The 14,227-nt window shown below is 44.7% G+C and carries 11 protein-coding genes; 3 read left to right on the top strand and 8 right to left on the bottom strand.

Annotation, left to right across the window (positions count from 1 at the left end):
- Window positions 1–265: 265 nt before the first annotated feature.
- A complete protein-coding gene (locus QQL66_RS14540) occupies window positions 266–1,384 on the top strand; it encodes a hypothetical protein (protein WP_284382357.1) in 1,119 nt (372 codons plus the stop codon).
- Between the two features lie 33 nt (window positions 1,385–1,417).
- Here QQL66_RS14540 and QQL66_RS14535 read toward each other — a convergent pair whose 3' ends face one another.
- Window positions 1,418–3,397 (bottom strand): sensor histidine kinase, encoded by a 1,980-nt coding sequence (locus QQL66_RS14535; protein WP_284382356.1) that lies wholly within the window; start codon window positions 3,395–3,397, stop codon window positions 1,418–1,420.
- 207 nt (window positions 3,398–3,604) lie between these two features.
- Between QQL66_RS14535 and QQL66_RS14530 the strand changes: the two genes are divergently transcribed.
- Entirely contained in the window at window positions 3,605–3,883 is a 279-nt protein-coding gene (locus QQL66_RS14530) for a hypothetical protein (RefSeq protein WP_284382355.1), read from the top strand.
- Here QQL66_RS14530 and QQL66_RS14525 read toward each other — a convergent pair.
- Window positions 3,880–4,887 carry a hypothetical protein gene (locus tag QQL66_RS14525; protein WP_284382354.1) on the bottom strand — a complete coding sequence of 336 codons (1,008 nt, stop codon included), beginning with the start codon at window positions 4,885–4,887 and terminating at the stop codon, window positions 3,880–3,882. The two genes, QQL66_RS14530 and QQL66_RS14525, sit on opposite strands and share 4 nt — an antisense overlap.
- A gap of 69 nt (window positions 4,888–4,956) precedes the next feature.
- Here QQL66_RS14525 and QQL66_RS14520 point away from each other — a divergent pair, with 69 nt between their 5' ends.
- Window positions 4,957–5,544, top strand: coding sequence for a thioesterase family protein (locus tag QQL66_RS14520; RefSeq protein WP_284382353.1), 588 nt, complete (start codon window positions 4,957–4,959; stop codon window positions 5,542–5,544).
- Between the two features lie 56 nt (window positions 5,545–5,600).
- Here QQL66_RS14520 and QQL66_RS14515 read toward each other — a convergent pair whose 3' ends face one another.
- From QQL66_RS14515 to QQL66_RS14490, 6 genes are all read right to left on the bottom strand, one after another.
- On the bottom strand, window positions 5,601–5,864 hold the full coding sequence (locus tag QQL66_RS14515; protein ID WP_284382352.1) for a YheU family protein: 264 nt from the start codon (window positions 5,862–5,864) through the stop codon (window positions 5,601–5,603).
- Window positions 5,865–5,880: 16 nt separating this feature from the next.
- On the bottom strand, window positions 5,881–6,492 hold the full coding sequence (locus QQL66_RS14510) for a transglycosylase SLT domain-containing protein (protein ID WP_284382351.1): 612 nt from the start codon (window positions 6,490–6,492) through the stop codon (window positions 5,881–5,883).
- Window positions 6,493–6,573: 81 nt separating this feature from the next.
- Window positions 6,574–8,601, bottom strand: coding sequence for an NAD-dependent DNA ligase LigA (gene ligA / locus QQL66_RS14505; RefSeq protein ID WP_284382435.1), 2,028 nt, complete (start codon window positions 8,599–8,601; stop codon window positions 6,574–6,576).
- 151 nt (window positions 8,602–8,752) lie between these two features.
- A complete protein-coding gene (zipA, locus tag QQL66_RS14500; RefSeq protein ID WP_284382350.1) occupies window positions 8,753–9,769 on the bottom strand; it encodes a cell division protein ZipA in 1,017 nt (338 codons plus the stop codon).
- Between the two features lie 210 nt (window positions 9,770–9,979).
- On the bottom strand, window positions 9,980–13,522 hold the full coding sequence (gene smc, locus QQL66_RS14495) for a chromosome segregation protein SMC (protein WP_284382349.1): 3,543 nt from the start codon (window positions 13,520–13,522) through the stop codon (window positions 9,980–9,982).
- Window positions 13,523–13,543: 21 nt separating this feature from the next.
- Window positions 13,544–14,206, bottom strand: a complete 663-nt coding sequence (locus QQL66_RS14490) for a GntR family transcriptional regulator (protein WP_284382348.1) — start codon at window positions 14,204–14,206, stop codon at window positions 13,544–13,546.
- Between the last annotated feature and the right edge of the window lie 21 nt (window positions 14,207–14,227).

Raw genomic sequence — 14,227 nt, 5'->3', positions numbered from 1 at the left:
AACTTGGCACTATATTAAAAGCTGTCCGACTAAACAAGTTTGAAAAAGTTCTGTTGATTTTTGTAAATACTGTTAAGTTTGGTAAACATCTATTGTGAACCAGTTCACACAAACCGTATTATTAGGTTACTAATTAATCAAATTGTGTATTTACGCCATTTATGACCGGTAACGCCATCCTCAGACCACTGTGACCAACATCACAGTGATCCAAGAGGGAGCAGCTATACTCCCCCAAAATAACAATAATTATTAAAGGGTAACTATGAACCTTTCAAAGCCTCTGATCACACTGTTAATGACAAGCTGTATACCGCTTTCTCATGCAGAACTGGTTCCTATGGATGACGGGCTATTATCCGAATACACCGGACAAGCCTTTATCACCATTGATAACTATAACGTTACTCAGACAACGGCAGGTTTTAGCGGACAGCCTGAAGAAATTGATACCGAGTTTTACCGAATCAATATTGGCGCAGATATGGAAACGCATTTGTCCATTGATAATCTAGAACTGGGTAAATTTGATCGTTATGAAAATGGTGAGCCCTGCCCTGCATCCGGATGTGATCCAAGCCGTCTGCAAGAAGTGAATGACGCGGATATCAGCGTTAAAGACTTCGCGCTTGGTCACTATGAGAAACTGAGCGACGGATCTGTTATCGACCATCCGTTTAAAACAGTAAACCCTTTCTTAGAGTTTGCCTTTGAAAACCGCCCAGATGGCACACGTGAAGTTATCGGATTCCGTATCGGCTTCGAGCAAGCCGGCGGCGTATTCTCAGGAGATATCCAAAGTTTGACCGGTAACATTGACGTACTCATTAAAGGTACGGAATGGGTATTTGGTTTCATTCCCGTTCAGGTTGAAGGCCAAGCCTATCTGCAATACGGCGAAGACGGTGACCAAAACGGTGAAAACAGCGGTAGCCTGGACCCTATTCGTGCGAACTTCATTGGTATTCTGGACGGTGACGACATCAGTGCTGGTTTAATCCCGGATTCATATCTTCTGGAAATTACACCTGAAGACTGTAGAACCTCTACCGGAACAGATACCTGTCAGCCTTTAAATAAGTTCCAGTCGATGGAAGTAGGTAAAGCCAGTGATAATGGCATGGTAAATAACTTCTTCATATCATCACAAAGTAAAGACATCGCTTGGGCAATCGATCCAAACGGCAACCTAAACCCTTCTTACGGCAATAACGTGCGTACCGGCAACAAGACAATGGTTGTGGATGAAAACTTCACTCAGACCTTTCTGGGCGCCTTCATGAACATTCCATCCGGTGGCTTGGAACTAAACCCTCATGAAACCGTTGAAGGTCTACCACGTCAACCAACGCGCTACACAGATGCCGCGTTAGGTTTATTCTAATCTCTTCGAAATCCTTTCAAAAAAAGAGAGCAGCTAAAGCTGCTCTCTGAAATCCTTCGGTATCTTAATCTCAAACCGGGTCATCGTGCCCAACTCAGATACACACTTAATATGTCCGTACATTGCCTGAGTCACGATGTTATAGGCGATATGTAATCCCAAACCGGCAACGCCACTCATGCGTGACGAGGTTACAAACGGGTCGAAGATATGTTGAAGCATATGCTCATCAATCCCTTTACCATGATCCTCTACCTGAAGGATTAGAGACTCATCCTCTAGAGTTGCCCGGATATAGACGGGACCAATCTCATCCTGATCATATCCATGCTGAAAAGCGTTATTGATTAGAATCTCCAACAAGGTAGAGAGTTTGCTCAAGTCGATATAGACCTCAACATTCGAATCACACTCAAAAACACACTTCTGTTTCCATTCGACACTCAGATTAAGGTTGTCCGGTAACTTGGAAAGAAAGCCAACCAAGTTAACAGCTTCCCACATCTCCGGCTCAGGTTTGACTGAGAGCATCTTAAATGCAGACACAATGCTGGACGCTTTGTTAAGGTTGCGGACGATAAGTCCCAGTGATTCTGTGCTCGCAAAAATCATATTCTGGAAGTCGGCGGTAGATAACCGGCCTTCCGTATAGTTTTGGTTCACTTTCGCCATCTGCTCTTCAAGAAAGCTCACTGACGTAAGTGCAATACCGAGCGGCGTATTCATTTCATGTGCAACACCAGCCACCAACTGACCGAGTGCTGCCATTTTTCGAGCTTCGATCAAGTCTTGCTGGTTCTTAGCTAACTGAGACACCATTTGATTAAAATTCAGAGCTAAATCACGCATTTCATCTCTGGTGACTTCCGGCATTTGCGTATCCAACTCACCATTTGCCACCGCACGCGATTTCTCAACAAAAGACCTAAGCATCTGATGTACGGATAAATACATGCCCGCATACAAGAAAATTACGATAATTAGCAATAAGCCTGTTAATGCTATGAAACCTATGAGCTTATTACTTTCCTGATCCAACCGGCTCTTAAGCTGCTGCTCAACAATTTCCACTAACGTATCAATAAACTGATACATCACCTGATGGATATCGCTCATTTGCTGGTAATAGTCTTGCCAGATTAAAAGACGTTTATCCGCTTCTATGATCTCGTTGTACATCAGATCTCGCCCTTCCAAAACACCAGTAATGACACGATCAACCCCTCTCTGAAGAGGTAGATGGAAGGTTTTATTCTCTGCAACGGCATAGCCCAGGTTATTACTTAACAAGTGGAAGCTGTCCGTTAAATCGTCATAGATTTCATCCAGCTCCAAATAGGTATTGTGTTCAATGCTAAGTTGATTCAATGCATAGGCGCCATAAGCTCGCGCCCGCCCCAATTCTCTCAAGGCGATAGGCATATCATCAGACAACATATTAATCAGTAAGAAGGTGTTTAAGTTGGGATCATGAACAAGCTTGGTACGATAGCCAATGACATCTACCAACACCTGAATCGTTCGAACGAAGCTGTCATAGTACTTGAATTGAATATGTGGCCCACCCTGTGCGCCGGAGGAATAGCTGTTTAGCTGCTTCCAGCTGACATGCACCTGCTTGAACTGATGATCAATCTCATCGTCATCAAATCGATCCACCACTTCTTTTAACTCGTTGAGCATCAATTCAACTTGTTCTCGTTGCGCGTCTAACTGAAGACGTATGGCATCTAAATCATTCACTCTGAGAATAATTGAACGATCCCGGTATTCAGAAGCCTCACGAATTAACTTGAACGACTTGGAGAGCATCAACAACCCTTGCTGCTCAACCTTGGCAACGGCCAAATTTCTTTGAATTTCAGTTACCAGTCCATAACCCAACAAGGCAACCGGCAAGAGGAAAACAGCACTGATCAATGTAAATTTCTGAAGATAAGAGAGACGATCCATCAACCTACGTGCCGGATGAAACAGCACTTGTAGAAACGTTCTCTTCTGGGAAGGGTTCATAACTCGATCCTTGACCCGCAGCCAAATTAAGTTGTCGAAAACAAACTCGGAAGCGGTTCTTTAGTTTCTTAGTAAATTCAATACATTATAAAGCCTAATCATATTGTTTGAGAGAGCTAGCCTACAAAAATTAAGTAAAAACTAATCCTGTAGAAATGAACTAAGATTAGAATCAATAAAACCAAGAAATAAGTAGGACGCAAGGAGATGTTTATTCGTATTGACCAAGCTCCAGCAGACATCACAGAACAGGAAGTGATGAACCTGTTTAATGATAGCCCCAGAGTGAAAAATATATTGATTCAGGGCGATTTCGACAATGACCAAACCATAGTCTGGGTTCGTCTCAATGTAGAATCGAGAGCGGTCATCAATGGCATTGCCGAATACCTGAACGGCCGTTATATCCGAGGTATCAGACTGAATGTCAGCGCCCCTCTTTTCTTTAACGACCCTTGGGAACACGAAGACAATAAATCCCGTTAGATTTGCCGCCAGTTTTTAACAGCAACTTTCTCTTTCACCACTTCAATAGTTTGGATACTCATATTCCGGGTTAGCTGGTGAAGTCTTGGATTTTCTTCACTAAAGGTAGACAGAACCGCATCAATGATAGAATCCATATCCGGCTCTTTTCCATCCGTTGCTATATCAGAAATCAAGCCATCCATGACCTGCCAGACCACATCAGACACTACCCGCTGAATTTCCTGACTGATCTTATCACCAACCACAGGCAGCTTTTCCAACGTTTTAAGTTCCGATTGAGATTCCACCGCCGTTTCTACACGATCACGAATATTCTGCTCAATTCGAGCTTTATTCTGCTGATAATGATCGGCAATAAAGTCTTCGATGCCCGCAGAAATCCAACGGATCAGTTCTGCTTTGTTAGGTAAAAACACATTTTCCATGATCTTTTTACCCAAAGGATAATCCTGGTCAAATTCGGCTTTCATGCCATCAAGGACATTCAACACGACCTTATCAGAAACCTCTTCCACCAAAATATCGTGATACTTCACAAAGCGGCGATAAAAGTAGTTATCTTTCAGGTTAACCACCCCCATTCTGTGCAAGCGTAACAACACAGAGATCACACGCAAAAGACGCAACCATCTGAATTCGGCAAGCGGAATACAACCAAGCAGGTCGTACCAGTGAAAGAGAGGAAAGAAAAAAACACCAGGGTATTCTTTACGCTTAAGACTGATGGTCCATCGAATACAAAATTCAGCCAGGAAAAATGAAACAAATGCACCATCAATCCACACAAAATTGGCAGAAATAACATCAAGATACCATTGATACGCTTCGCCTGACATTGATTGCCAGAACGAGCTCAAAGTACTCCAGGTCAGCAACCAATCAATTACCAGAAAAGATAAGTTGGAAAACAGCACCAATATCATGATGACATCCCAGGCCACAAAGCGGCGATCAGTCGTACTGCTTTCTTTAAATTTTTCTAGATGTATGTGTTCAGACAAATCATTTCCCCTACTGACTGAAACAGGTAGAATCTTCCAGCTCTCCGTGTACACACAGGTCACTGGTTAATGAAGTTATATTTCAGATTGCTTCGATTATGGTTATTGCTTAGAAAATCCCGTTCTATGGCAATCGATGATACCTCAGTCTTCAAATCTCGGGTATGGCCAACTGACTTAGATTTCAACGGGCACATGACAAATACCCGGTACGCCAATCTATTTGACCTCAGTCATATACAGATTTTCAGCCAATTAGGATTGGTAGCGACCCTGAAGCAATTGAATTGGACTCCGATCATAAATGCCCGAACCATCAGCTACTTCAAGGAGCTCTCACCTTTTGAAGTATTTACAGTCACGTCAAAGTTAATTTGTTGGGATCGAAGCTATTTTTATCTGGAACACAGGATTTTAAATCAAGCAGGAAAGACTTCTGCCATTTGTTACAGCAGGGGCCTGATTCTGAACAAAAACTCTGAGAACAGCAAAGGCATCATCTCAATTAAGCAGGTTATCGAAGAAGCGTTTAAGGCAGGCAAAGGGCCTAACCTGAAAAGCTTAGATGAACTAACCACGCCGGATATCCCCGAGCATATTAAGCACTGGACAGACACACTGAAGATTCAAAAGAAGACAGCGAAAAGCACACTCTGATCATCTATAGATATGCACTTATTATCACGTATATTTTGAAACTGAGTACCCAAATCTCAGTACCCAAAATACTCATCTTCAGCGGAACGGCTTTGAAGCTGACGCCATTGTTCTTTGGTGAGCAAGTTACAGCTCTCTGACTCCTCATCAAAAACGATTAAGACATGTCCATTCTTTAATTGTTGAAGGAGTTGTGCTTTCTTCTCCGATAGGGAACATTCCACTTCACCGTAGTCTGTTCCTTCCCGCGAAATGTAAGCTTCCATCAGCCCTTCAAGCGCATCACTGGATAATTGTTGCCAAGGTACTTCAATGGCCATGAGGTATTCCTAAAAATTAAAGAAACGTGCGACTGAACCAACCACGTTCCAGATCTGCTTTACAGGTTTTGTACTGACGTAAGTACTGCGAGGCCCGACGTTGAACTTTATCCGACACCTTCAGCAGCCATTTCTTTTGGTTGTAGGTTCGACGAGAGTAACCGCCATGACCTTCATGATATGCAAGATAGAGGTGTTTGGCATTCCACTTCGAGATGCCATTCCTTTTATGACTGGTGAAGTTATACCAACCAATAAAGTCCACGGCATCGTCAAAATCATCCCGGTCCGCACCATAGTTTTTCGTTGAACTTATGTAGTGATCCCAGGTTTCATCCAGTGCTTGGGCGTAACCATAAGCACTGGAAGGCCGGGGGCCAGGAAAGATCCAAAGAAAGGTAGTTCTGGGAGGCTGAGCGTCACTAACGAACTTTGATTCCTGATGAATAAACGCCATTGTGACATGAATAGGAACGCCCCATTTTTTCTGAACATCTACAGCCGCTTCATACCAATCGTAGTTTTCATCAAAAATCGAGCACACATTATTGATGTTTTTTGGCTGCGATGAACACCCCGCCAAGATGAGCGATATTCCGATCAATAAAAACAACGGTAGACGAAACATTAAACCATCCAACATCCAATAAAACTCTCGAAAGTATTTAACGATCCACTACCAAGATCAAGTCCGGTTCACTCAAAAGCATTAAACGGTAATTCCATACTGGTTAAGCATTTCAATGAAAGCAGCTTCATCCAAGACATCTACCCCCAGATCTTGAGCTTTCGTCAGTTTGGAACCCGCGCCTGGACCGGCAACCACACAATGGGTTTTCTTAGACACACTGCCTGCCACCTTAGCACCTAACGCTTGCAGCTTCTCCTTCCCTTCGGTGCGAGACATTTGCTCCAACGTTCCGGTTAGAACCCAAGTCTGACCGTTCAAAGGGAGCTCAACAGGATTCAGCACTTCAACATCATCCCAAGCCAAACCTAACTCAACCAAGTCCGTTACCACTGCCCGGTTGGCTTCATTTTCAAAGAAATGAAGAATATGCTCAGCGACAATCGGCCCGATGTCTTCAACCGCCGTAAGCTGCTCCATAGAAGCATTCATGATGGCATCCAGCTTTCCAAATGCCTTAGCCAGATTTTGAGCTGTGGCCTCACCGACTTCACGAATCCCTAATGAATACAGAAACTTAGCTAAGGTGGTTTGTTTACTTGCAGACAAAGAGTTAATCAATTTCTCGGCGGATTTCTCCCCCATACGATCAAGGGCTGCCACATCCTTGGCCTCAAGTCGGAACAAATCTCCTAAACTGGTAACCATATTCTTATCGACCAACACTTCAATTAATTTTTCGCCCAAGCCATCAATATCCATCGCCTTGCGTGACGCAAAGTGGATAAAGGCTTGTTTACGTTGAGCAGCACAGATTAACCCACCAGTGCATCGAGCAACGGCCTCGCCCTCAACCCGTTCAATTTCTGAATGACAAACAGGGCAATCGTCAGGCAAGGATACAGCCACCGCATTCTCAGGGCGTCTGTCTTCAACCACCTTAACCACTTGCGGAATCACATCCCCCGCTCGACGGACAATCACTGAATCACCAATCATCAGCCCCAAACGCTCAACCTCATCCATATTATGAAGCGTCACGTTTGATACGGTCACACCGCCCACAAATACCGGTTCCAAACGCCCGACAGGGGTAATCGCACCGGTTCGGCCCACTTGAAATTCGACGTCTTGCAAGACCGTAATTTTTTCCTGAGCAGGAAACTTATGCGCCACCGCCCATCGGGGAGCGCGAGACACAAACCCTAAGCGTTTTTGCAGATCAAAACGGTTGACCTTAAATACAATACCGTCAATTTCATACGCTAAATCATCACGCTTTGCATGAAGGTTTTGATAGTAGGCTAAGCATTCATCAATTCCCTGAACACAGGCCATCTCTTTGTTAGTCAAAAAGCCCCAGGCTTTAAACTGATTCAATACCGCATAGTGACTCTCGGGCAATGAACCACCTTCAACCACACCGGCAGAGTAACAGCAAAACTCCAAGGGACGCTTAGCCGTTAATTTAGGATCAAGTTGTCTCAGGCTACCCGCTGCCGCATTTCGAGGGTTTACAAAGGTTTTCTCACCCGCCGCTTTGGCGATTTCATTGAGTCGGTTGAAGCCCTTCTTAGGCATGTAGACTTCACCACGAACCTCTAAGCGCTGCGGATAGCCCTCTCCTTCCAACTTCAAAGGAATGGACGGAATGGTTCGCACATTCAAGGTAATATCTTCACCTTGTGTACCGTCACCTCGGGTTGCACCACGAACTAATAAACCGTTCTCATATAACAAACTGACCGCAATGCCATCCAGCTTCGGCTCACAAGCGTACTCAATAATCTCAGAGTCCGTTATCCCCAACATTTTTTTAATACGCTGATCAAATGCCCGAAACTCTGACTCATCAAACACATTATCCAAAGATAACATTGGAAGCTCATGAGTCACAGTTTCAAACGCGGAAAGCGGCTTATCGCCCACACGCTGAGTGGGAGAATCCGGCGTTATGAACTCAGGATGCTCAGCCTCCAAAGACTTCAGTTCCTGAAATAACGCATCATATTCACTGTCAGGAACGCTTGGATCGTCCAGCACATAGTATTGATGATTGTATTTATGGAGCAGATGATGAAGCTCCGAGACCCGTTTAGATACGTCCATCATTGAACTTGCTTCATTAGCATCATTGTTCTCTGATTCACCAAACAAACCAATTTGCTCAGACATATCTGTTACCTTACAACCTACAAATTATTGAAAATAAAAAGGCTCCCATTGGAGCCTGATGCACATATTATTTTTGAGCTGGTAACTAACCAGCGTTTTGAGACAATCGACGTTTACGTTCGTAATCCAAAATTTCCTGACGAATGTGTTCTGCTGTTTGAGTTGTCATAACACTATGCTGCTCGTCACGCACTTCACCATGCATATTTTTAGCGATAACTTTCGCCATCTCATACATATAATCGAACGCTTGAATGTTGTTTGTTGGACCAGGTAAGCTCATGAAGAAGGTCACACCCGGCGTCCACTGATCGTCCACTTTATCAAGATCAAAACTACCAGGATTCACAGAACTGACCATACTGAACTGAACTTTGCCCTGACCGTTGTCTTCCTGATGACGATGAAAAATATCCATCTTGCCGTGACGCAAACCACAGGCTGCAGCAACATCCACCAATCGACCACAATTAAAGCCGCGTTCTTCATCTTTAGCCGCCACATGCAGCATAAATACGCGTTCCGGATTTTCTGTCGGACCTAAATGTTCATGTGTTAAGCGACATTTTTCCAACTGCTGACGGCGTTCTGACATTTTCGGAACGTTCAGTTCTGCAGGCGCCGCATCAGAAGATTTCATCAAAATGTCTTCAGACTGAGCACTGATCTCAGACAGCCCTACTGGTTCATTAGTTGTCTCTGATTCAGTATTTTCTGCTTCTGACACACCATCAGCAACGCCAGCTTGATCATCTGATACGGAGAAATCCAAGCTGCCTTGAGAGGACACATCTAATGGATCTTCGGAGACAGACACAGAATCCATCAAAACAGGAACGCCCGTTCCAGATTCATTATAAGAATCAGAAACATCAACAAAATCCTGGTTTAATGTGGGTTCATGTCTCTCCAGATCTTCATCACGTATACGAGCACCGCCATTAGGCAGCTCACCGTTACAATCGTCAGAAACGGGTATATTACTGAACTCAGAAGTGGTTTCCAGCTTATGACGACGCATATGCAGATAACCGTGGACAAGGATCGCTGCAACAACAAGCAACCCCACTAAAATTAACCATTCACGCAAACTAATATCCATGAATTCCTTATCCTAAAAATATGACGGTCTGACCTATACCGAATGAGCAAATACAAGCTCTGAATTCAGCGACCGAAAGCAACTTAAAATTAACAACGAGGATTAGTATTTTCATACTAGGAAACCTCGGAACAAATCGGGGCCCATTGTACCCTGTTCACTGTCGTTTGATCTAGGGACTAATTTAGCCGATTCAACGATAAATAGACGCTAAGCATCGATCATAGCGGCCGCTTCTTCAACATCTACCGATACAAGTCTAGAACAACCTGGCTCCTGCATGGTAACACCCAACAATTGCTCGGCTTTTTCCATCGCAATCTTGTTGTGAGTGATGTAAATGAACTGCACTTTGCTGGACATTTCTTTTACCAAACGGGCATAACGACCAACGTTGGCGTCATCCAAAGGCGCATCAACCTCATCCAGCATACAAAACGGTGCCGGATTCAGCTGGAAGATCGAAAATACCATCGCAATCGCCGTCAACGCTTTCTCACCACCTGATAACAAATGAATCGTGCTATTTTTCTTACCAGGCGGCCGAGCCATAATAGCCACCCCTGTGGTCAATAAGTCGTCGTCCGTCAGTTCGAGGTAAGCATGTCCACCACCAAATACTTTCGGGAACAACTCACCCATGCCGGCGTTAATTTTATCGAAGGTATCTTTGAAGCGAGCCTTGGTTTCACGGTCAATTTTGCGAATCGCGCCTTCCAGCGTTTCAAGTGCATCTGTCAAATCCGCGTTTTGCATATCCAGATAACGCTTACGTTCAGACTGAGTCTGATACTCGTCGATAGCGGCCAGGTTAATAGCCCCTAAACGCTGAATCCGGCCTTCAATTAAACGCAATTCTTCTTCCCACTCAGGCTCATTAATCCCTTCAGGAAGAAGTGTCAGCTGATCTTCCAGATTAACTTTCAGCTCTTCAAGCTGTTCCTTCATTCCATTTCGACGAACCTGAAGCCCCTGCCATTCCATACGATGGTTTTCAAGGGTAGATCGAACGCCTTGAGAAGATTGTTCGGCTTCTGTTCGTAATTTTTCAAGATCTCGCACATCGGAATCAAGCTGTTCCATCTTGGCTCGAGCCGCCGCCAGCTCATCTTCCACTGCGAAGCGTTGTTCAACCATTTCTTCCAGTTGCATACGGAGTTCTTCGCCTGGATCAGAGGACTCCTCCAACTCCATAATCAGCATTTCATTGCGCTCTCTCAAGCGCTCTACTTGCTGATCCATACGACTAATGGACGTCTGTACCGATTGGCTTTGCGTTCGTAACGACTCAACTTTTAAGCGGATATCCTGATAACGTTGACTGGAAGATTGAGATCGAACCCGTACAGATTCCAGTTGAGTTCGAGTTGTCTCATCTTCTCGTTCTAACTTCTCTCGAACAACAATATTGCTTTCAGCCAGTTCTAACGCGGCTTGCCATCGCATACGCGAGTCTTCAAGACTCTCTCGATCCAATTCAATTTGTTCGTTGATTTCCTGAATTTCAGAGTCAATACGCTCTTTACGAACCAGAACCTGCTCAACCCTCACCCGCTTGGTGTTCAACTCGGATTGAATTTCACTCAATTGGCGTTCTAAACGCATTAATTCTTTTTGAGCAAAATCTTTGTTCTGTTCTTTCGACTTTAACGTCAGACGCGCACTTTCAAGGTCAATTTCAGTGTCTTCCACCGAAATATCCAGCTCGTCAATGCGCTCTTCCAGCATTTCTAATTCTTTCTGACGACCAATAACACCGCTCTTATCCGCATCGGCTTTGGCAACGCGTAACCAGTTTGGCCCAAGCCAGATACCATCACGGGTAATCACAGAATATCCGGCGGGAATGTCTTTCTGAATTAACAGACCTTGGGATAGATCCTCAACCAAATAGACATGATCCAATAAACCGGTTAGATCCAGCCCTTGAGTCACAGAAACCACTGATTTAATGGGTGATAGTTCCGCAATAGAACTTGGCAACTGAGGGCTGATCGTGCTGGATTGAGCCTGAGTGAATACAGACAACGACCCTTGTTCAACGGCATCACCAAGGAAAGACGCCAATTGATCACTGACACTTTGCGTTCCCGTTGGCACCGCCTGTAGGAAGTCACCCAGAACGGTTTCAACAGCTTTATCCCAACCACCAGACACCGTTAAACATTGAGCCAAACGAGGCTTTTCAAACAGCCCGTTATTCTTCAACCAGCGCTCAATAACTTCATTTCCATCACCCAGCGCAGATTGCTGTAACGCCTCCAATGAAGCAAAGCGCCCTTTGGCACTTTGAAGTTCAGCCTGTTGCTGAGCCACCTGACGGCGAAGCACTTCAATTCGCTCTTGCTGGTTGGCAATTTCTTCATTGGCAGAATGAATCGAAATCTGATGCTGCTCAATCCGATCTTCCTGAATCAACACATCGTCTTTTATCGCTTCGATCTCAGCTTCAACACTACCAATCACCAGCTCTTCTTGCTCTTCGGTTAATCGGCGTTGTTTCTTCAGGTGACGATCAATGTTGTCTTCTAATTGGCGAATTCGTGACTGCTCAACCTCAGCTTCTTTTTCCGGCTGGGAGGCTTCCGCCATATACCTATTCCATTTGTCCTGCCAGCTTTGACGCGCCTCTTCCGCCTCCTCTAAAAGCAGCTGAGATTCTTCCCTGTCTTGCGTCAGCATTTCAAGCTCAGGTTCCATTTCATCCAGCTCATCCTGAATGATGGCCCGTTGCTCTTTTTCTTGCTCTAATTCTCTCAAACCTTCAGCGAGCTGAAGTTTTACTTCATCTAAATCACGCTTAAGTTTTTGGGAACGTTCCTGTTGGTGTTCGATGGATTGTTCGGTTCTGGCAATTTGAGAACCTAACTGATAGAAGTGCCCTTGCACTTCATTAAACTTATCAGACGCCTCGGTATGAGCCAGACGCTTTTCTTCAATATCCGCATCAAAAGAGCGCTGACCAGCTAATGCTGCTTCGAACTTGATTTCCAAATCCCGAATCAACTGTTCTTTCTCACGAACTTGCTGATCCAAACCTTGCCAACGCAACGTCAAAAGCTCGGTTTTTGTCTTACGCTCCTGAGCTTTAAAATTCTTATATTTCTCTGCTGATTCCGCCTGCTTCTTCAGGTGTTCCAGCTGTCGCTCAAGCTCATCCCGTAAATCGGTCAAACGCTCCAGGTTTTCCTGAGTACGACGCATGCGGTTTTCGGTCTCACGACGTCGATCCTTATACTTTGAAATACCAGCCGCTTCTTCAATGAAAGATCGTAACTCTTCCGGTTTCGCTTCAATGAAGCGCGAAATCATACCCTGTTCAACAATGGCATAACTTCTCGGCCCTAAGCCCGTCCCCATAAATAAATCGGTGATATCGCGACGACGGCATTTTGTACCGTTCAAGAAATATTGAGATTGACCATCACGAGTTACACGGCGTTTAACAGAAATCTCCGAATAACTCCCATACTCCCCAATCAAGGTACCGTCAGAGTTATCAAATACCAGCTCAACAAAGGCTTGGTTAACCGGCTTTCGGGTATTGGAGCCATTAAAAATAACGTCCGTCATGGAATCACCACGAAGATTCTTCGCGGAGGATTCCCCCATCACCCACTTAACCGCATCAATGGTATTGGATTTACCACAGCCGTTCGGCCCAACAATACCGCACATGTTGCTCGGGAAAGGAATCGTTGTTGCATCTACGAAAGATTTAAAACCCGCCAGCTTAATACACTTGAGTCTCATGACATTTCTATCTCTAGCCGATTAAGCATTTGCTTCCAAGGTTTTTAGAACGCCACTTAGCTGCTGGCCGACATAGTCCGAGATTAATTCAGCAGATCTATCCGCATCTCGTTTCACCACGGCATCCATCAAAGAACCAAAGAAAGCGAGATTATCGGTTAAATCATCAGACTGGCTTTGCAGCGCCATGAAATAAGTACGTTGAATCATGGGCTTGAAATTAGTCAGGGTTTCAGAAAGGTATGGGTTATCAACGATAGGATAGGCCAGCTCCATGATATCGAAGCCCAATTCAAAAATTCGCTCCAGTTGCTCACCACGATCCTTGGCCGTCCGCATCAACTCAAACTTTTTGATTAATGGATCGAGATCCGAACCAGACCAATTTTCAGCAATACCCCGAGCCAACAACCCAAGCAGCTGAGCATAAACCTGATATAAGCCTTTGACATGACCAACGGAAACCTGGGTTACCACAGCGCCGCGACGAGGAAGGATATCTACAAGGTGCCTTCTTTCAAGAATCAGTAACGCTTCCCGAACAGAGCCACGACTGACTTCCAGTTCGCCGGCAATACGTAATTCCTGGATACGCTCTCCCGCAGTAATTTCACCACGAATGATGTTATTTGCGAGATGAGAAGCAATTTGTTCAGAAAGACTTTCAACGGGTTTAAATGGCATGAGTTAAATTAGCGTCCTTGT

Origin of the sequence: Litoribrevibacter albus (assembly GCF_030159995.1) — a bacterium.
Taxonomy (GTDB): domain Bacteria; phylum Pseudomonadota; class Gammaproteobacteria; order Pseudomonadales; family Litoribrevibacteraceae; genus Litoribrevibacter; species Litoribrevibacter albus.
This window is presented reverse-complemented; position numbering and strand designations above follow the sequence as displayed.